General features: G+C 37.4%; 19 protein-coding genes. 15 read left to right on the forward strand and 4 right to left on the reverse strand.

Annotated features, from left to right (window positions below; all coding sequences use genetic code 11):
* Positions 1–72: 72 nt before the first annotated feature.
* The 11 genes from ACQKOF_RS04520 to ACQKOF_RS04570 all read left to right on the forward strand — a co-directional run bounded on the left by ACQKOF_RS04520 (position 73) and on the right by ACQKOF_RS04570 (position 12,948).
* Entirely contained in the window at positions 73–378 is a 306-nt protein-coding gene (locus ACQKOF_RS04520) for a winged helix-turn-helix transcriptional regulator (protein ID WP_400730791.1), read from the forward strand.
* Between the two features lie 473 nt (positions 379–851).
* The gene (gene murB / locus ACQKOF_RS04525) at positions 852–1,766 is read left to right on the forward strand and encodes a UDP-N-acetylmuramate dehydrogenase (RefSeq protein ID WP_427554104.1); all 915 of its coding nucleotides are present in this window, start codon (positions 852–854) and stop codon (positions 1,764–1,766) included.
* 57 nt (positions 1,767–1,823) lie between these two features.
* Entirely contained in the window at positions 1,824–2,579 is a 756-nt protein-coding gene (locus tag ACQKOF_RS04530; protein WP_427554108.1) for an exodeoxyribonuclease III, read from the forward strand.
* 934 nt (positions 2,580–3,513) lie between these two features.
* Positions 3,514–5,877, forward strand: coding sequence for a penicillin acylase family protein (locus ACQKOF_RS04535; protein ID WP_427554110.1), 2,364 nt, complete (start codon positions 3,514–3,516; stop codon positions 5,875–5,877).
* A gap of 621 nt (positions 5,878–6,498) precedes the next feature.
* A complete protein-coding gene (locus ACQKOF_RS04540; RefSeq protein ID WP_370043826.1) occupies positions 6,499–6,870 on the forward strand; it encodes an ArsR/SmtB family transcription factor in 372 nt (123 codons plus the stop codon).
* Positions 6,851–8,977, forward strand: coding sequence for a heavy metal translocating P-type ATPase (locus ACQKOF_RS04545; protein WP_427554112.1), 2,127 nt, complete (start codon positions 6,851–6,853; stop codon positions 8,975–8,977). The genes ACQKOF_RS04540 and ACQKOF_RS04545 overlap by 20 nt, the downstream gene beginning before the upstream one ends.
* A gap of 168 nt (positions 8,978–9,145) precedes the next feature.
* Positions 9,146–9,445, forward strand: coding sequence for a late competence development ComFB family protein (locus ACQKOF_RS04550; RefSeq protein ID WP_370043854.1), 300 nt, complete (start codon positions 9,146–9,148; stop codon positions 9,443–9,445).
* 465 nt (positions 9,446–9,910) lie between these two features.
* Positions 9,911–10,330, forward strand: coding sequence for a transcriptional regulator MntR (gene mntR, locus ACQKOF_RS04555; RefSeq protein WP_053481939.1), 420 nt, complete (start codon positions 9,911–9,913; stop codon positions 10,328–10,330).
* A gap of 41 nt (positions 10,331–10,371) precedes the next feature.
* A complete protein-coding gene (locus tag ACQKOF_RS04560) occupies positions 10,372–11,229 on the forward strand; it encodes a CvfB family protein (protein WP_427554115.1) in 858 nt (285 codons plus the stop codon).
* Positions 11,230–11,613: 384 nt separating this feature from the next.
* The gene (locus tag ACQKOF_RS04565; protein WP_370043830.1) at positions 11,614–12,528 is read left to right on the forward strand and encodes a DUF1002 domain-containing protein; all 915 of its coding nucleotides are present in this window, start codon (positions 11,614–11,616) and stop codon (positions 12,526–12,528) included.
* A gap of 138 nt (positions 12,529–12,666) precedes the next feature.
* Positions 12,667–12,948, forward strand: a complete 282-nt coding sequence (locus ACQKOF_RS04570; RefSeq protein WP_427554117.1) for a GNAT family N-acetyltransferase — start codon at positions 12,667–12,669, stop codon at positions 12,946–12,948.
* A 297-nt stretch (positions 12,949–13,245) separates the two neighbouring features.
* On the opposite strand, the gene ACQKOF_RS04575 is transcribed toward ACQKOF_RS04570, so the two are convergent.
* Positions 13,246–13,377, reverse strand: coding sequence for a hypothetical protein (locus ACQKOF_RS04575; RefSeq protein WP_427554119.1), 132 nt, complete (start codon positions 13,375–13,377; stop codon positions 13,246–13,248).
* A gap of 584 nt (positions 13,378–13,961) precedes the next feature.
* Here ACQKOF_RS04575 and ACQKOF_RS04580 point away from each other — a divergent pair.
* Positions 13,962–14,264 carry a hypothetical protein gene (locus tag ACQKOF_RS04580; protein ID WP_427554121.1) on the forward strand — a complete coding sequence of 101 codons (303 nt, stop codon included), beginning with the start codon at positions 13,962–13,964 and terminating at the stop codon, positions 14,262–14,264.
* Between the two features lie 15 nt (positions 14,265–14,279).
* Here ACQKOF_RS04580 and ACQKOF_RS04585 read toward each other — a convergent pair whose 3' ends face one another.
* From ACQKOF_RS04585 to ACQKOF_RS04595, 3 genes are all read right to left on the reverse strand, one after another.
* Complete coding sequence (locus ACQKOF_RS04585) at positions 14,280–15,425, reverse strand: MFS transporter (RefSeq protein WP_427554123.1); 1,146 nt, start codon at positions 15,423–15,425, stop codon at positions 14,280–14,282.
* Between the two features lie 123 nt (positions 15,426–15,548).
* Positions 15,549–17,069: a succinate CoA transferase gene (locus ACQKOF_RS04590; protein ID WP_427554124.1), complete on the reverse strand. Its 1,521-nt coding sequence runs from the start codon at positions 17,067–17,069 to the stop codon at positions 15,549–15,551.
* A 404-nt stretch (positions 17,070–17,473) separates the two neighbouring features.
* Positions 17,474–18,124: a LytTR family DNA-binding domain-containing protein gene (locus ACQKOF_RS04595; RefSeq protein ID WP_370043833.1), complete on the reverse strand. Its 651-nt coding sequence runs from the start codon at positions 18,122–18,124 to the stop codon at positions 17,474–17,476.
* 507 nt (positions 18,125–18,631) lie between these two features.
* Between ACQKOF_RS04595 and ACQKOF_RS04600 the strand changes: the two genes are divergently transcribed.
* The 3 genes from ACQKOF_RS04600 (at position 18,632) to ACQKOF_RS04610 (ending at position 20,885) form a co-directional block, all read left to right on the forward strand.
* Positions 18,632–19,426 carry a helix-turn-helix transcriptional regulator gene (locus ACQKOF_RS04600; protein ID WP_053481947.1) on the forward strand — a complete coding sequence of 265 codons (795 nt, stop codon included), beginning with the start codon at positions 18,632–18,634 and terminating at the stop codon, positions 19,424–19,426.
* A gap of 393 nt (positions 19,427–19,819) precedes the next feature.
* Entirely contained in the window at positions 19,820–20,581 is a 762-nt protein-coding gene (gene yidC / locus ACQKOF_RS04605) for a membrane protein insertase YidC (RefSeq protein ID WP_427554126.1), read from the forward strand.
* Between the two features lie 55 nt (positions 20,582–20,636).
* Positions 20,637–20,885: a hypothetical protein gene (locus tag ACQKOF_RS04610; RefSeq protein WP_427554128.1), complete on the forward strand. Its 249-nt coding sequence runs from the start codon at positions 20,637–20,639 to the stop codon at positions 20,883–20,885.
* Positions 20,886–20,941 lie beyond the last annotated feature (56 nt).

Below are 20,941 nucleotides of genomic sequence, written 5' to 3' on the forward strand. Positions count from 1 at the left end.
AGTAAATAAGTTACTTCAAATTTACTTTTTTAAAAATAATCGTTACAATAGAGTACATAAGAGGTGAAAAAAATGAGTGAGACAAATTTATGTCCTCGTTTAGCTAAAGCAATGGATTTAATCGGAAAACGCTGGACAGGGCTAATTTTATATCAATTATTAGACGGGCCACAGCGCTTTAATGAGATTGAATCTTCATTACCTGTAAGTGGTCGTTTATTATCCGAACGTTTAAAAGAGCTAGAAAAAGAAGGGCTTGTTAAACGAAAAGTATATTCAGAGGTACCGGTGCGTGTTGAGTATTCTTTGACAGATAAAGGTTGGGCACTAGAAGGAGCAATCCGCAATATCGAATCATGGGCAACGAGCTGGCTTTAACTTCTTTCTGCAAATGTCTTTTGTACCGAAAGCGTAGCGACAGGTACAGAAGTCTCCCACTTCTATAGGTAGTGAGATAAATGCGGTTTTAAGTCACTTTTCAGCGGGTGTCCAAACAACCTCTGAAATAGATGAACTCAGTCTAAGAACGCCACGTCCTGTGGCATTACAATGACCGACATCGTGTCGGCCCTCGTGCAGGCCTAAGCACAAGGCCGATTCCGGACGCAATTATGCCGAGGCATAATTGATAAGTATGAAGGCTATCTCGAAATTTTTGATGGATAGATAAACATTGGACATATGTAATTCTAGTGACTATGAATTCTTTATCATATTCATCATCTCTGCACAAGAAGTCTCGTTAACCGTTAGGGCGAGATAAAAAATAACCTTCATTTTACTTGTCAAATTAGGGTTCTAAATCCATACTAGTGTAGAGTAAGAAGGACGTTAGAAAGGAATTAGCTCTCATGACAAAAGAACAATGGGTGGCGGATTTAGCACAGAGCGTTAATCCAGCCAATATTAAGTTAGATGAATCATTACAGCAATATACTATGACAAAATTAGGCGGTAAAGCGGATGTTTTTGTTCTCGTTGAAACAGAGGAAGAGGCAGTAATAGTTATTCGCTATGCCCATAAGAATAATATACCTTTATTAATGTTAGGTAATGGATCTAATATGGTCGTTCGTGATGGCGGTCATCGAGGGATCGTTGTTACATTTTCATTTTTAGATGAGATTCGCATTAATGATGACCGTGTTTATGCACAAAGCGGTGCACTTATTAAGGATGTATCGAAACTGGCTGCGGCAGCATCTTTAACAGGTTTTGAATTTGCATGTGGTATCCCAGGCTCAGTTGGTGGAGCTATGGCAATGAATGCAGGTGCATATGGCGGTGAAATTAAGGATATTATTATTTCCTCGAAAGTGTTAACAAAAGAAGGCGAAATTTTAATATTGTCGAAAGAAGATCTTGAACTCGGCTATCGTCAAAGTATCATTGCCAAGAAGGGCTATTTTGTATTATCATCCGAATTTCAATTAGCAAAAGGTGTGCAGGAAGAAATTGATGCAAAAATTGCTGATTTAACGTTTCAGCGAGAATCTAAGCAGCCGTTAGAATACCCATCTGCAGGAAGTGTTTTTAAGCGCCCACCAGGTCACTTTGCTGGCAAGCTTATTCAAGATAGTGGCTTACAAGGAAAAGGTGTAGGTGATGCAGAGGTATCAACGAAGCATGCAGGCTTTATTGTTAATAAAGGTAATGCAACGGCTACTGAATATATTGCAACAATCCAAATGGTACAACGAGTAGTTAAAGAAAAGTTTGGCATCGATTTAGAAACAGAAGTAAAAATCGTTGGTGACGAATTATAGGATACTATGCCCTTCGCTAATGGTGGAGGGCGTTTTTTTTGAGGAGTGAGACAGAAAATGAAGTTTATATCATGGAATGTTAATGGAATTCGGGCCTGTTTAGGTAAAGGGTTTTTAGATTTCTTTAATCATGTAGATGCAGATTTTTTCTGTATTCAAGAAACAAAGTGTCAGGCTGAACAAGTGAAGATTTCACTTGAGGGATATGAGCAATATTGGAATTATGCACAGAAGAAAGGTTATTCAGGTACAGCCATTTTTACAAAACATACTCCACTTGCAATACGTTATGGCGTTGGTGAGGATGAATCGCAGGAAGAGGGAAGGATTATTACACTAGAGTATGAAGGTTTTTACTTAGTGAATGTTTATACCCCCAATTCACAGCGTGATTTAGCGAGATTACCTCTTCGTTTAGAATGGGAGGATCGATTAGCGCTATATTTAAAAGAGTTAGATTCCAAGAAACCTATAGTTTACTGTGGCGATTTAAACGTCGCACATATGGAAATTGATTTAAAAAATGCGAAGTCTAATGTCGGTAATTCAGGTTTTACATATGAAGAACGTGAAAAAATGACGGAGCTATTGGCAAGTGGTTTTGTAGATTCATTCCGCTATATGTATCCAGATACAACAGATCATTATACATGGTGGTCTTATATGAATAAAGTACGCGAGCGTAATATCGGATGGCGTATTGACTACTTTATTGTTTCTGAAAGACTAAAGAACAACATTAATGTGGCAAGCATTCATTCACAAATTATGGGCAGTGATCATTGTCCAATTGAATTACAGCTTGGTCAGTAATATCTATGAAAATAAAAAGGTCAATTAAAGTAGGGCTCTTCGGCAGAATAAGTGGTTGATTTCCGTTCCTACTGAGCGCTTTGTCGCTGCCGTTTCGCTTTCGCACAGAGCAAAGCTTCCTGGGGGCGTCCGATGAGCCGCTTGGGCCAACAGATGTTTTTTGCGCGAAAGCGTAGTGCTAACGTAGCGGCAGCAGCACGATGTTGGTCACGAAGGCGTTATCACAGGACGTGATGGTTTTAGCCTTCGTTCCCCTGTGTGCTCGCTCCAGGGTCTCATCTGTGACGCTGATCCCCAAGGAGTCGCTCAGTCTCCACTCCAATCAACCACTTCACATAGCATGTATCTTCTGGCATGTCATTCTAATTTTTAGTGATAGAACGCTTTAGCCAAAGATGTATATTGTGCGGAAGCGTAGCGACAGCAACAACAACAACAACAACATAAGCAGGGGAAGAGCTCTCACTGGAAAGCTATTAGCCCGGGATGGAAACCACTCTCTTTTAAAGTGCTACAACATTCACAAAGATCCTCTTTATGACTATAGTTTTTCAACAACATAAAAGAGGCTGGGACAAAAGTGTTTCAGCCAACAAAAATACCGAACTATTCAATGAAACGCTTATGAAGTGTTTCGGAATAGTTCGGTTTTTCTATTTATCGTGTTTTGTTAATTTAGAAATTATTCGACTTTTCGAAGGAACCATTTAGTTATGTCCCAACCTCTTTTTTATACTGCAACGCAATAAATAATCAATTATGCCTCGGCATAATTGTGTCTGGAATCGGCTTTGTGCTTGCACAAAGCCGATTCCATGACATCCGCCGGAGGCTTTAACTTCTTGGACACCAGCTGAAAGAAGTTAAATTTCAAAACTTTTAAAAGGATTTGAAAGCGGGTAAAAGAATATATTGCAAAGAAGGGGGTTGAGATGTGAGAAAGTTTACATGGAAAAAGTGGCTACTGGCTATAGCAGGATTTTTAGCTGTAGTAGCTATTGTCGTATTTATCGGATTTACATGGTTTATGAATAAATCAAAACCAGTAATTGATGGAGAGCTTTCGTTAAGTGTGCTAGACGAAGATGTAACTGTCACAAGGGATGACAAGGGAATCCCTCATATTTTTGCTAAGACAGATGCAGATTTGTATCGTGCACAAGGCTATGTTCAAGCACAAGATCGACTGTTTCAAATGGATTTAGCTCGGAGACAAGCTAGTGGTCGTTTGTCGGAAATAATCGGTGAGGCAACTATTGATACTGATAAACATTTCCGAACGTTTAGCTTGCGTGATGCAGCTGAAAAGTCATTATCTACCTATGATGCAGAAAGTAGACAGGTACTTGAGTGGTTTGCAGATGGCGTCAATACTTTTATTGTACAGGCAAAGAAAAATAATACATTAAGTTATGAATTTGCATTACTAGGCTACGAACCAGAGGAGTGGTCCGTTGTAGATTCTCTTACTATTGGTAAATATATGGCCTATGACTTAGGTGGTAATTGGAATACGCTTGCGTTCCGTCATTGGGCTTTACAAAACTTTGATGAAGAAAAAGCTAAAGAATTATTTATAAAGTATCCTAAAAACGCTTCATCCATCCTTCAGGCAAATAAAGAAAATCCAGTAGCCGTGGCAGGGCATTTTAATGCAGACCTGTTGCCAAATGAATTTAACGGTAGTAATAACTGGGTTGTATCGGGGAAGAAAACAAAAAACGGTACGCCAATTTTAGCGGATGATCCACATTTAGGATTAAGTACACCATCTATTTGGTATCAAATGCATCTACAATCTCCTGAGCAAAATGTTAGTGGCGTAATCTTTGCAGGTGTTCCAGGAATTATTTTAGGCCACACCGATAACATTGCATGGGGAGTAACGAACGTTGGACCTGATGTACAGGATTTATATATTGAAATACCAAATCCGAATAATCCAACACAGTTCAGCTATGATGGCAAGTGGGAGCAAGCAGAGGTACGTGATGAACCGATTAAGGTAAAGGACGGAGAAACGGTAGATTTTAAAGTCGTTGTCACACGTCATGGCCCAATCATGACAGATTTAGCTTTTAAAGATACTGAGCCTACAGCACAATTTTCGATGCAGTGGACGGCACTGCAGCCTACGACAGAGCTACGTGCAGTACTAGGCTTTAATAAGGCGAAATCCTGGACTGAATTTGAAAAAGCATTAGAGGATTTTAAGGCACCAGCTCAAAACTTTGTCTTTGCATCAAAGGATGGCACGATTGCCTATAAAGCGAATGGTCAAATTCCGATTCGAAAAAAAGGAGACGGGCAATTACCAGTACCGGGTGATTCTAGTGACTATGGGTGGGAGGGCTTTATCCCATGGAATGAGCTTCCGACTGTAGTAAATCCAGATGAAGGCTTTATTGCAACAGCGAACAATGAAGTCATTGGGGAAGAATATCCTTATCATATAACAGATTTCTGGGCACAGCCTTATCGTTTTGAACGGATTAAGGAAGTTTTAGAGGCGAACGATTCTTTAACAGTGGAAGATATGATGAACTTACAAATGGATCAGCATAACCTATATGCTCGTGAGTTTTTACTATATTTATTAACGTCGATAAAAGCACAAGATCAGGATGGAAAATATAAAGATGTTATTAAATTATTGGAGAATTGGGATATGGTAGATGCAAAGGATTCAGGCGCGCCATTAGTGTTCCATACATTAATGGAAAAGTTACAGGAAGTGTTATTTAAGGGTCAGATGCCAGAAGATATGTATGAATTAATGTATGGGAAATTTAATATTACTGACCAGCTTTTACGTACAGCTTATGCAGGTAACAAGAGCATATGGATCGAGGAGCAAGGTGGAGTCGATGCAACAGTTTACAAGGCGTTAGAGCTCACTATCGCACAAATAGAAGATCAATTCGGAAAAAACGTATCGAAATGGAAATGGGGTGACTTCCATCAACTTACCTTTGACCATACATTAGGTAAATCTTCGCCGATTCTTGCGGCATATTTTAATGCTAAAAAGGTTGCTATTGGTGGTTCAAAGGTTACTGTTCAAGCTGCTGATAATGATTTAGCTGGTAATGTTGATCACGGGGCATCATGGCGCTTTGTTGTAGATGTTGGTGATTTAAGCTCAGCCTATCATATCGTTGGTCCGGGACAGAGTGGACATGTAAAATCTGCCTGGTATCAAGATCAAGTAATGGATTGGGCTAATGGAAATTATCATCAAACGTTTGTGAGAAAAGAAGATATTAAAGGTAAAACGTTACGATTAAAAGCAAAATAGGATGAGAGGCTATAAAAATCTAATACGCTTTTATATTAAGACAACGTGGTTTTTCGGTAAAACGAGGGGTTGATTTCCGTTCCGACTGAGCGCTTTTTTGCTGACGCTTCGCTTTCGCACAGATAAAACATTTGTTGCTGACGCTTCGCTTTCGCGCAGAGCTTCCTAGGAGCGTCCGATGAGCCGCTTGGGACAACAGATGTTTTTTGCGCGAAAGCGTAGTGCTAACGTAGTGGCAGCAGCACGAGGTTGGTCACGAAGGCGTTATCACAGGACGTGATGCTTTTAGCCTTCGTTCCTCTATTGCTGATCCCCAAGAGTCTCTCAGTCTCGACTCCAATCAACCTCTTAGCATGCCTTATTAGTGTATCGAGTGGCTAATTTGCTATTATGTTGTTGAATCTTCACTTTATTTAATATGACATCTTAATTTCATTTGAAAAAAGTTATCACATTGAAGTGATAGCTTTTTTTTCTTTTATATTTATGAGTTAGCAGTTTAAACAAAGACATTTTTAAATTTGTGATATAAATCATTTACATTCAAATATTTGTTTGAATATGATGGGATATTATGTTATGTTGAAAACAATCAAACGAATATTTGAATGAGGTGAGAAAATGCCAAAAGAAGTATGTGAGATAACACATGTTCATGAAGAATCAGTCATTAAGGTACAACAGCAAATGCCAGATTTATCAGGAGTAGCAAAATTTTTAAAGGCATTATCTGATGAAACAAGACTTAAAATTACGTATGCCTTAACAGTTGAAGATGAATTATGTGTTTGTGATGTTGCCTCTATTATTGGCTCGTCAGTAGCAACAGCATCGCATCATTTACGTTATTTGAAAGATAATAATTTAGCGAAATCATATCGTAAAGGAAAGCAGATGTATTACTCTTTAGCTGATGAGCATGTGTATCAAATTGTAACGGTTGCCTACGAACATGTGAAAGAGGGGATTGCAAATGGTAGCGACACCAACTAAACAAGAATATAGGCTACAAAACTTATCTTGTGCCAGCTGTGCAGCAAAGTTCGAAAAAAACGTGAAGGCTATTCCAGAGGTACAGGATGCACAAGTGAATTTTGGTGCTTCTAAAATAACAGTTATAGGTGATATAGATGTTGATCAACTTGAAGAAGCAGGTGCCTTCGATGGCATAAAAGTATCCCAATCAACAGCAAAAATAATTGAAAAATCAACACCTTTTTATCGAAAAATAGAAAATATATTAGCTGGAATCTCTTTGTTATTTATAATGCTTGGATATGTATTTGGAGCAATGCGTAGTGAAACTGAACCGTTAACTATTGGGATGTTTATCATCGCGATTCTAGTTGGGGGAATTGGAATTTTTAAAACAGGTTTCCGCAATCTAGCACGCTTTGAATTTGATATGAAGACGCTGATGACCATTGCAGTAATAGGTGCAGCTATTATAGGTGAATGGGAAGAAGCTGCCGTTGTTGTCTTTTTATTCGCAGTAAGTGAAGCACTTGAAGCGTATTCGATGGATAAGGCGCGTCAATCGATTCGTCAGCTAATGGATATAGCCCCACCAACAGCAACGATAAAGCGGGCGCATGGCGAGCATTTCCATGAAATGGAGCTGCTGACGGAGGAGATTGAAATTGGCGACATTTTAATCGTAAAACCTGGTCAGAAGATTGCTATGGACGGAATTGTAGTTAGTGGGTTGTCAGCGGTGAATCAGGCGGCGATTACAGGTGAATCTATCCCGGTCAATAAAACAGTCAATGACGAAGTATTTGCAGGAACTCTAAATGAAGAAGGTGCCCTAGAGGTTCGTGTGACAAAGCGAGTAGAGGACACAACAATTGCAAAAATCATTCATCTTGTTGAAGAAGCGCAGGCAGAAAAAGCACCGTCACAGCAGTTCGTTGATCGCTTTGCGAAATACTATACACCTGCAATTATGATTGTTGCTTTACTTGTAGCGGTTATACCACCTTTATTTATAGGTGATTGGCAACATTGGATTTACCAAGGATTAGCAGTACTTGTTGTAGGCTGTCCATGTGCATTAGTCGTTTCTACACCAGTTGCTATTGTTACGGCAATCGGGAATGCTGCTAGACAAGGCGTTCTTATTAAAGGTGGTATCCATTTAGAACAGCTTGGTCATATTGAAGCAATAGCATTTGATAAGACAGGTACACTTACAAAAGGTCAACCTGCTGTAACAGATATTTTTACATCGCGGGAAGTGTCTGAGGATTATGTTTTACAGCTAGTAGCGGCCGTTGAAAAGCAATCACAGCATCCATTAGCTAAAGCAATTATACAGGCATTGCATGAGAAAAATTTAACAGAGCTTACGCCAACAGACTTTCAATCCGTAACAGGCAAGGGTGCCTATGCAACGGTAGATGGTCAAACAATTTATGTAGGAAGCTTAAAATGGATTGCTACATTAACGACTGTTGATGAAACAATAAAAGAACAGGTTGAAAAACTTCAACAACAGGGTAAAACAGTTGTAGCAGCTGTTAGTAATGATCAGTTTATTGGGATGATTGGTATTGCTGATCAATTACGTCAAGAAAGTAAAGATGTCTTAAATAAATTAAATGGTTTAAAAGTGAAGCATAAAGTTATGCTAACAGGTGATGCAGAACCAACAGCACAGGCAATTGCAACTTCTTTAAATATGACAGATGTAAGAGCAAGTTTATTACCTGCAGAAAAATTAATGGCCATTAAAGATTTACGTGCACAGTTTGGCGCAGTGGCGATGGTAGGAGATGGTGTCAATGATGCTCCTGCACTTGCCTCAGCCAATGTTGGTATTGCAATGGGCGGTGCTGGCACTGATGCGGTACTAGAAACTGCGGATATCGCATTAATGGGTGATGATTTAACTAAGCTTCCTTATACAATTGGTTTAAGTAGAAAAACATTACGCATTATTAAAGAGAACATTATATTTGCCCTAGCCCTAAAATTTGTTGCTCTGTTACTCGTTATCCCAGGATGGCTAACATTATGGATTGCAATCTTTGCAGATATGGGTGCTACATTAATAGTTGTTTTTAACTCATTACGATTAATCAAATCTAAGAAATGGTGAATAAGATATAATCCGGTGGAAATGTGTAGGAAATTAGTCATTCTGAGGGGCTAGTAATATTTATTGATATAGATGCTACTAGCGATTCTTGAAAAAAAGCTTTGTTAACGCTATTATGGTCTCAGGAATAATGTAACAATTAAATATAAATGAGGCGAAGGTTTGAATATGTCAGATCCTATTTTAGTAAATGTTACAGAGGAAATTGTGTGTGGTTTAGTAAGTTTTCTATTACGAGGACCGGAATATCAAACATTTTGTAAATGTGAAATCTGTGAACTTGACGCAGTGGCACTTACACTGAATGCATTGCCTAGTAAGTATGTTACATCTATGGAATCCCGAGATGAAGCATTTAAAATGATGAATACTCCTGAAAATATCGAACGAATCAATAAAGAGATTATTCATGCATTACATGTGGTAAATAAGTATCCTCGACATAAGGAAGAGCCAACTTCAATATGAAGTTGGCTTTTCATGTTTTTGAAAAATAAATGGTTAAGGAAATTAAATGTCTTATTAAATAAAGTGTGTCTTTTCTGCAAAGTGAGCGGTTGATTTCCATTCCGACTGGGCGCTTTCCTGTGGGCGTCCGATGAGTAGCCAAAGCATTCACTTTTGAAATGGATAAAATTCACAATATCTCTACGCTATTGTTGATTGGAGTGGAAGGCTACTCGACTCCCGTGGGAAAGCGAGTAGACTGGAACGGAAATCAACCCCTTGCTTTGCCGAAAAGACATACTTTGTTTAAAATGATACCTTAATTTCATTGACACAAATTTTCCAACTACATGGGAGCCAGCATATGAAGTTGGTTTTTTTATGTTGCACATGTATTGATTTTCTGGCATATGTATTTTCAGTTAACTTTTAAGGCAAGCTTGTAGTAAACTAGAGAGTAAGAAAAGGAAAGAGAGGGAATAGGATATGCCAACACCAAGTATGGAGGACCATATCGAACAAATATACTTATTAATTACTAATAAAGGGTATGCTCGTGTGTCTGACATTGCTGAAGCATTATCTGTTCTTCCTTCTTCTGTTACAAAAATGGTTCAAAAATTAGATAAAGATGGTTATTTAGTTTATGAAAAATACCGTGGCCTTACATTGACGCCTAGAGGAGAAAAGCTAGGAAAACGTCTTGTACAGCGCCATGAGCTTCTAGAGCAATTTTTGCGAATCATTGGTGTAGATGAAGAGCGAATTTACGATGATGTAGAAGGAATTGAACATCATTTAAGTTGGAACTCAATTGATCGAATTGCGGATCTTGTGCAGGTAATGGAAGAAAATCCGGACATCGTTAAAAAACTAGAGGCATCTAGAACACATCATAATTTCTAAAGTTTTTGTGAAAATGATGGTAAGAGGGAAAGGAAGACAATATGAACGAATTAAAATCAGGTGAAGTTGTTACGTTAACTGTATTAGAGCAACAAGCATCGAAATGGATCTTAACAAATGGAGTTGACGAACTGCCCTTAAATGCTTCAGAGGTAACAGAGCCACTTGCAGTAGGTGACCGCCTTGAAGTATTTTTATTTGCGGATCGTCGTGGCGATTTAGCAGCAACAACAGCTATACCATCTTTCGTACAAGGGGAATATGGCTGGGCTCGTGTTCTAAAAGTAGTCGAGCATGAAGGGGCCTTTGTAGATATCGGAACGTCACGCGAGGTACTAGTAAAGGCTGAAGATTTACCTGCAGTAAAAGAGCTTTGGCCAGCACCAGGCGACCATTTATTTATGACATTACGCACAGATCGCAATGGTGATTTATTTGGACGTTTAGTAACTGAAGAAAAAATTTCGGAATTGTATGAAGGTGCATTTGAAGAACTGCATAATAAAAATATTAAGGCACGTCCATATCGTTTATTACCAGTTGGCTCATTTTTATTAGGTGTGGAGATTCCCTACCGTATTTTTGTTCATGAGTCAGAGCGTAATGCAGAACCTCGTCTTGGACAAGACGTAGATGTTCGTATTATTGATGTAAAAGATGATGGCTCAATGAATGCTTCACTTTTACCACGTAAGCATGAACGCATTTCAGATGATGCACAAAAAATATTAAATTATTTACAAGATGTTGGGGGCAAAATGCCATTTGGCGATAAATCCTCACCTGATGAAATTCAAGAAATGTTTAATATGAGTAAAGCTGCATTTAAACGTGCGCTAGGTACACTTTTGAAAGCTGGTAAGGTGAAACAACAAAATGGTTGGACAGAGGAAATTTAGTGCAGGAAGACATTCATATATCTAAGGTATGGTGAATGACTGCCAGATGAAGTGAAAGAAAATGACGAGAGCTACTATGAAACCTTCTCGTCTTTTTTTCGTACTAATTATTGCTTACTTTCTTTCGGCGGGTCGCCAAACTGCCGCTGAAATAGAGGAACTCAGTCTAAGAACGTCACGTCCTGTGGCAATTTATCTGTGCGAAAACGAAGCGACAGCAATAGGGTTTTATCTGTGCGAAAGCGCAGCGGCAGCAACAACACACGACTGAGTGACCAACATCGTGTTGGGCTAAAGCCTCCGGAATCAATTATGCCGAGGCATAATTGATTGGCAAACATTATACAGGCCAAATGAGTTTTCTAACGAAAGGGGTCACACAATTTGAAAAAAACGTGGATAAAAATACTAACTGCTACTATGTTAGTGTTTGGCGTGATGGCACCAGCAACAGGTTTTGCAGCTGATAATACGCCACCTAAAGCAATTGATGAAAAATTAGGAGTACCAATCGTCGTATATGGTGCAAACTTATCTGAGGCTGAAAAAGAGTCTGTTAAAGAGTCATTAAAAGTGAACGAAGAGCCTGAAGTTGAAGAAATAACAGTCTCAGGTCAAGACTTAGCTAAATATATTAAAGATAGTAATTCAAGCTCTCGTATGTATTCTTCTGCCAAAATTACGCGCAAGAATGCAGGAGAAGGCTTAGTTATTGAAATTGTTACACCATCAAATATTACACAGGTTACTTCCGAAATGTATGCAAATGCCATGCTAACTGCAGGTATTGAAGATGCAACAGTACAGGTGGCTGCACCTAAAGCAGTAACAGGTCATTCAGCGCTTGTAGGAATATACAAAGCATACGAAGTAACCACAGGTGAAAAGCTTGATACTGATCGTACAGATGTTGCAAATGACGAACTATCAGTAGCAACTACTCTAACGCAATCGGCAGGCGTGGACGATGCTAAGGTTGCGGAATTACTAACAGAAATCAAAAAACAAATTGCAGAATCAAAGCCAGCAACTAAAGAAGAGGTTGAAAAAATTGTGCAAGAGCAATTAAACAAGCTTGAAATTAATTTAAGTGATAAGGACCGTCAATTGCTAGTTGATTTGATGAACAAAATTAGTAAACTAGACATTGATTTTGGTAAATGGTCTAAACAATTAGACGATATTAGCAGTACGATTAAAGATAAATTCGGATCGCTAATGGAAGATACAGGATTCTGGGCAAGTGTGAAAAATTTCTTTGCTAATTTAAAGGATACAATTGCATCATGGTTTAATTAATTCATAGAAAAGAATCTGCAACACTTTCTCCTGATTACTAGAGGAAAGTGAGCAGATTCTTTTTTTTCAAGGGGTGGGACTTTTTGAAGTGCTACATGAAAAAGGCTATGTTACTATGATAAAAAGGAGTGGTGAGAAATGGAATTTCAATTACAACAGCTAGCGGAAAATAAACTTGCTTTTGTCTATGAGCAAGAAGGGGAAAGATTAGCGGAAATTACATGGCAGCAAAAGGGGCAAGTAATGGTAATGGATCACACATATGTATCAGATAAGCTCCGTGGTCAAGGCGTGGCCAAAAAATTGTTAGATCATGCAGCATCTTATGCACGTGAGCAAGGTTATAAAATGGAGGCTGTTTGCTCGTATGTAGTCACAGCATTTGAAAAATCTGATGCTTATAATGATGTAAAACAATAAAGTGAAACTTTAATCAGTGGGGATTTTTTTCATCCCCACTGATTATTAGTTTTCACCAATCGGGCGTTTACGGGCAGTTTTAATCTCATCTTACTTCTTTAATTTTGCAAAATTTTATGGTGAAACTTACTGCCCGTTAATGCGGAATAAAAAATAAGGCAATCTGCTTGTTTGATAGCGGATTGCCTTTTAACTTCTTGCAGCGGGTGTACAAACATCCGCTGCAAGAAGTTAGCCTCCGGCGGATATCACGGAAATCGGAAAGGAGTTCTTAAAGGATGTTAGCCGTTATCGCATTCATGCGATAACGGCTAACTGACCTGCATCACGTTGTTGCTGTCGCTGCGCTTTCGCGCAAAAAATCATCTGTTGCTGTCGCTGCGCTTTCGCACAAAAATCATCTGTTGCTGTCGCTGCGCTTTCGCACAAAAAACATCTGCAGGCCGAAGCACAAAGCCGATTCCGGACGCAATTATGCCGAGGCATAATTGATCTTCTAATACCACTCATCCATGCTCTCCTTACAGTAAAATACTATATATTAGTGCTGTTAAGAGGCCTGCTCCGCCTACTAATGAAGCCATGTCTATCCAATCATATACTGAGTCTAAATCTTTCATGATAACCACTCCCTTATTATTAGTATTAATTCATTAATTCCCTTTACTTGTCCTTAATAATCACAATTATTTACAAAAACATCATGATTTACAGAAAAATTGCTTATGACCATAACGTGGATTGATTGTCTTTTCGACTGGGCACTTTAAATGTCTTTCCTAATTTTTGATGATAAGCAAGAAATAAATACCTGCAATATAATTTAGTAGTTAACTATGTCTTGAAACATACAGACGTACTATGGATTTTGTTTATATGATGAAAGCGAAAGGTTATAGGAATTCTCTCTTTTTATATATGCAGTAAAGTATATAAAAATTATGTTTAGTCCTTTAAAAATAGGGAAAAGATATAATACAGGGCAAAGTCTATATTTTTGGGAGGGATATATAATGGCAAAACGTAAAGGTTTTGTGATTGCAGGGTTAGCTTTAGCTGCAACTTATTTAAGTAAAAAAGAAAACCGTGATAAAGCATTAAGTACGTTCAATGATGCAAAGTCTAAATTAGCATCTTATTTGAATACAACGAATATGGAGATGCACGAAAACATTTCAGAGCGTATATCTACTGAAGTAGCGACAGAAGCCGGAACTTCTCCAACCAAAATAGCTTCAAACGAAATGGTTGCTGAAGGCGGAGGACATACAAGTATCCATTACTATCATGAAGAAATTCATGAAAAAAAGAATTAATAGCAAAAAACCTTCTCATTTCACGTGAGAAGGTCTTTTTTGTGTACATATGATGATAGTTGCAAATACTAATAATACAATTCCGGTAAATATAAAGCCGCTGACAATACCTAGTGAGAGCCATCCGAGCAATGAGGAACCTAGGACAACGCCTAGTGAGAAGAAGGCATAAAAATAACCATAGGCTTTTCCACGAATGTCAGCAGTCGTAGAGTCGATTAAAAGTGAATTGACTGATGGAAATAAGAAGCCAAACCCGATCCCATAGCAGGCCATTGTAATATAAAGGAACGTACTTGAATCTGCCTGACTAATTAATAATTGACTTATCCCCATTAAACCTATACCAAGTGATAATGTTTTAATTGGAGCAACCTTATCGAAAATACGGTTAGTCGGCAAAATAAATACGAGTACAGCAATAATTCCGAATGTACTCATCAAAGTTCCGCTTAAACGTGAATCAAAGCCTAAAGATTGTACTTTAAGAGGAAGGAGATAGGCAATAACCCCTTGAGAAAACATTAAAAAGAATGCACTAAAGAAGGCTTTTAATGTACCTTTATTATTAAAAAGTACATGAATAGGGATGTTTGTAGGTTGCGCAGATTTTTCTTTTTTTACCTGATTTGATTTTAGCAAAAAGAAGGCAAGTACACTCAACAAGAGCATAAAGCTTGCTGTTATATTAAAAACGAATGGTACGCTAGTACGACTCGCTAAAATTCCACTAAAGGCAGGGCCGATTATTGCGGCGATGCCAACGAATGCTCCAGAGATAGCACTGCCCTTACCTCTTTTTTCTTGCTCAGTTGCATTTGCTAAAAATGTGAAAGCAGCAGGAACGATAAAGCCCGCAACTAATCCATGTACAAAGCGGACTACTAATAGAACAATAGGCTCTTCTACTAAATTATAAAGTGATAGTGAAAGACCTGTTGTTAAAAGACCTAGGATTAAAATAACGAAGGGCCCTTTACGATCTGTTAAAAAGCCAGAAATAATATTACCAAACGTATTTGAAAGGGAATACATACCTACTGCTAGGCCAGTAATGAAGGCTGATGCCCCTAAGGATTCAGCATATGTACTCATGACAGGAAGCTGGGTAAATAGGTCGAAAAATGAAAAGAATATAATCAAATAGATAAGTTTCTTCATAGTTCCTCCGATGGAAAATTGTATATTAGTGAGAATGAATATCACTCTTATTATACCATTTTCGGAAAAAAAAGAACGCCTCATAAGTTTTTCAACTTATGAAGCGTTCCTGAAATATGAAAATTAAGCTTTAGCCACTTCTTTTTTCATTGTTTTGTTTTTAGCAAGATTTACGTGCCAAGAAAGTGCTTCCTCTAAAATATGAGGTGTTTGATGGCCGCCAGTTGCTTCTAGAGCACGGTTATAGTAATCCCAAAGTTGTTCTTTGTAATCTGGGTGTGCACAGTTTTCGATAATTAAAGGTACACGCTCTTGTGGTGCAAGACCACGTAAGTCAGCAATACCTTGCTCAGTTACGATTACATCAACATCATGTTCAGTGTGGTCTACGTGAGAAACCATTGGCACGATTGAAGAGATAGCGCCGCCTTTTGCGTATGATTTAGTAACGAAAATACCTAGACGTGCGTTACGTGCAAAGTCACCTGAACCACCGATACCGTTCATCATACGAGTACCAGATACGTGTGTTGAGTTTACGTTGCCATAGATATCTAATTCAAGAGCAGTGTTGATTGAGATTAGACCCAAACGACGGATAAGCTCTGGGTGGTTAGAAATTTCTTGTGGACGTAAGCAAATTTTATCAGCGTATTTCTCTAGGTTGTCATATACTTTTTTCTGTAATTCTTCAGTCAGTGTAATTGAAGTAGCTGCTGCAAATTTAACTTTACCAGCATCAATTAAGTTGAATACAGCATCTTGAAGTACTTCAGAAGCAACAACTAAATCTTCAAATTCTGAATTTGCGAAGCCGTCAAGTACAGCGTTTGCAACAGAACCTACACCAGATTGTAATGGCATTAATTGTTTTGTTAAGCGACCAGCTTTAATTTCATCGCTGAAGAAGTCTAATAAAATGTTCGCCATTGTTTGTGTTTCTTCATCTGGCGGAACGATTAATGAAGGAGCATCTGGCTCTTCAGAAATAACAATCGCTTTAATTTTAGCTGGATCTACTTTAATACCGATGTCACCAATGCGTTGCATAGCATCAGTCATTGGGATTGCTTCACGTTGACCTTGCTCACCTGGTACATAGATATCGTGGATACCTATTAAAGCTTCTGGATGAGAGATATTTAATTCGACAATAATATTTTCAGCGTAATCAGCGAAGATTGGTGAGTTACCTACAGAGTTTGTTGGGATAATAAATCCATCTTCTGTAATAGCAACAGCTTCAAGAATTAAATATTTAATTGGTCCAATAATTCCTTGACGAACTAATTCAGCGTTATGTGAAAGATGAGCGTCTACATATAGGACATCACCAGAGTTAATTAAATTACGGATCGTTGCATCTCCTTGGAACGGTCCACGTTTGCGGATAACACCAGCATCAGCTAAGTATTTATCAACTTCAGGTCCTAAAGAAGCCCCTGTATATACATCAATTTTAAATTTTTCGTTTTTAGCGCGCTCTACTAATGCCATAGGAACAACTTTTGCGTCCCCCGCACGAGTGAATCCACTCATACCAACTACATCACCGTCAGAAATCAGTGCTGCAGCTTCATCAGCAGTAACAATTTTACTTTCAAGTTCTTTTAAGCCTAGGCGTTTTTGAACATTTGCATCCATAAAAAAATCCTCCCCTAAAAAGTTTGATGGAAACCGATTACAAAACTAGAAAAAACGTGTAAGAATTTTCTGTTTATTTAGTTGTAGTATGACTCCAACCATTTGAATAATACTATCACCAAATTGTCACAAATACTTTAGAAATAGCATTAAATTGAGTAAAAACAGGAAAAATGAGCATAAAAACGAATTTTCGACAGAGAAAACGTTTTAATGTAGAGCTACAAAGGAAATTTTCTAAAAATAAAAGATTAAATAACATAATGGGGGGTGATTTTCGTTCCAACTGTGCGCTTTCCTGGATGCGTCTGATGAGCTTTAACGTGTCATCCTAAACTGTTAGTGATGTGCAGTAAGAAAAAAGTACAGCGAACAATAAAAAATGCTCGCTGTACTTATCAAAATTAGAAACCTAAAGAACGACGGAAGTAACTTGCGTAGCGTTGGCTAACAGGAATGCGAGTACCGTCTTTCATGATTAATAAAAACGTTGAATGTGAATCTGGTTGAATTTCATCAATGTAGTCAATGTTAACGATATAAGAGCGGTGACAACGTATAAATGAGTCAGGCGCTAAAAATAGCTCAAGATCACTTAGGTTTAAGCGGTGATATCCTTCACGACTCATTGTTTTAACAAATGTTTTTCGTAGCTGTGTTTCAAGATAAATGACCTGATCATGCTTGATTGGGTACCAGCAATCATCAATTTTGATTGTAATGTAGTTCGTTAAAAATGCTGATGGCTTTTGTGGGAAGATCGCAGTGATAGCACCCTTAGTTTCACCTTCCTCCATTAGAGGAATACTCATGCCGTAATATGCTACTCCAAATACATCAGGCTCAATGTAAGAGCTAATCTTTTGTCCGTAGTTTAACGCTTTATGAGCTGCAGAACCTTCTTTAATTGGGTCGCCAGGTTTGATTTTTAAATCAACTTTTTTGCTCGGTTGGTAGTACAAGTATTCGTTTGTATCGGAAATTGCAATGGAAGTATTCTCGGGAAAGAACTCCTTTATAATCTCCATAATTTCTTCTATTTGTCTTGGTTCCACTATTAACACCTCGTCTAAACTTTTAAAAATAGTATTATCATCTATTTTACTACATATTCGTATAAATTATATAGAGAAGATTTCGGAATAAAAAAGAGAAATGTCGATTGATGAAATATAAATGCGCTAAACACATTACATAATTTGTAACAAATTTTAAATAATTACTAATTAATTTTGGTATGTATATGGTAAAATCTAATTGTAAGTAAATAAGTTTACGAGGTTTCTACTATGTATATATGATAAATTGGAACTAGTATGGAAGACAAAATGTGGTTGAAAGGAAATCGCAGAATATGGTAAAATTCACTGTATAGTCTATTTTTTTTTGTAACTGGTGGTTTAGTAGGGTTATTTTTAAGTTATATTCATTATATAATTATGAAATATGACTCAATTCATACAATTAATAAGGGAATACTATTTTCTTATTTTGAAATAAGTAGATTGGTGTCAAAAATTGTGAAAGCAATTTGTGCAATCTGAGGAAAGATGGGGAAGATTATGCAACTACATCAACATTCTATGTCAGAAACGATATCCAAAAGATACTTTCAGGAAATCGATAGTATTAACCAATACATCGGTGTAGAAGAATTTTTTAATATTGAGTCGAAATTAATATTTGAAATTTACCATTTAGAATCTGCAAAGGCTAAGAAATCTTTGCACGAATTAATTGATATTCTTTCAATACGTTTTGGCAAACAAGTCATTAAAATAGTTCGAAGTTATTTTTCTGTTTTGTCGTCAATTGTTGCTCGTAAATTGCTAGACAATCAAGTTCCTTCGAAGAAAGCATTTGCTTTTAATATTGCGTGTAATGATATGATTGAAAATCAGATGAAAGACGCAGAATTTTTACAATTTGCTGATGATTTAATTGATTTCTTTGTTTATTTTATCGCAGATCGCAAGCAACCGACTTTCCGTCACCAGACCGTTAATAAAGTAATTATGTATATAAATGATGAATTGGAAAATGACTTAACAGTAGAAAGCATCGCAAATAACTTCCATATAAGTACAAGTCACTTATCACGTATTTTTAGAGAACATGTTGGGATTACACTAGTTGAATATCTAAATGTACGTCGAGTAGAAGAGTCACAGTACTATCTTAGACACACTAATAAAAGTATTACTTCTATTTCAGATCAATTCCATTTCTGTAACCAAAGCTATTTTACCCGCATCTTTAAAAAATATACAGGGGTAACGCCCAAACATTTCCGAGACGAGCTACATCATGAATTTTATCGTTTTGAAATGGCGGAATCAGAGCTTCAAAACGTTTAACTTATTTCAGTGGGTGTCCAAGCATCCGCTGAAATAGAGGAACTCAGTCTAAGAACGCCACGTCCTGTGGCATTACCGAAATGACCGACATCATGTCGACCCTCATGTTGCTGCCGCTGCCGCTACGCTTTCGCGCAAAAAAGACCTGCAGGCCTAAGCACAAAGCTGATTTCAGACGCAATTATGCCGAGGCATAATTGATAGCCAGAAGTATACTTAGTAGTTATTCACAATATGATTAATAAATAGATGCGGACGTATTAGCGATGCTAAAGCTCGCATCTTTTTTTATGATATCAAATACAGTGGAATTAGTAGCACTTGCTATTTGATAAAAATAGACCCTTTAATGTATACTTCATTTTAGTTGATAAATATATAGTAGGTGGAAAAATGAAAAATTTGAAGCTATTTTCAATGCTTGGACTCGTCGTTTTTGTTCTTAGTGGCTGTCAAGCGGTGCAAAACAAAGAAGGTTTTTTCTATAGTATCTTTGTAAAACCAATGGAATTTTTGTTGGAATTTTTCGGTAACACTATGTTTTCAGGTAGTTATGGTTTAGCAATCATCGCTATTACGGTTCTTATTCGTTTAATTTTAATGCCGATTATGTTAAAAAATTATCGTTCGCAACAAAAGATGAAATTGAAAATGGATGCGTTTAAGCCTGAAATGGAAGCTGTTCAGAAAAAGATGAAGGAAGCAAAGACAAAAGAAGAACAAACGCAGTATCAACAAGAAATGATGGCATTATATCAAAAACATGGTATTAATCCACTCAACATGGGCTGTTTACCAATGTTAATTCAAATGCCAATTATCATGGGTCTCTATTTCTCTATTTTATATTCTACAGATGTGAAAGCACATGAATTTTTATGGTTTAGCTTAGGCTCACCTGATATCGCTATGACAATTGTCGCAGGCCTTGTATATTTAGTTCAAGCACGTGTATCATTATGGACAGTACCAGAGCAACAAAAAGCACAAATGAAAATGTTTATTTACATTTCACCAATTATGATTGTCTTTATCTCGATGTCATCTATGGCAGCCCTACCACTTTACTGGTCAGTCAGCGGTGCATTGTTGATTATTCAAACATATATCGGTCGAAAATTTTATTCGGAGCATCCGGAAAAAGTAAACTCATAAAATAATTTATGTCGAGGCGCCTATGTAGCCTCGATTTTTTTAGGAGGACAGCAAGATGAACATAAAATGGCTATCATCTATTCTAGTCGCGATTTTTAGTATAGCGGCGATCGTATTTATTATCATGGGTAAGTTTAATTTTGCGGTCTTTGCAATGACTATTATGTTTGCCGTATCGAATGGTTTTAGGGCAAAAAGTTTTAAAGAGCAAGGTTATATAAAAGAGGCAAAATGGATGAAGTACATGGCAATCTTTTTCTCGATTGCTTCTATAGTAGTGTTTATTATTATTCTCATAGACTAACAGAATAATTTTAAAATCGTTGGTGAAAATCTACACCCTAAATTGTGAACAATGCT

The organism is Lysinibacillus sp. NPDC093190 (genome assembly GCF_050280425.1).
Lineage (GTDB): Bacteria > Bacillota > Bacilli > Bacillales_A > Planococcaceae > Lysinibacillus.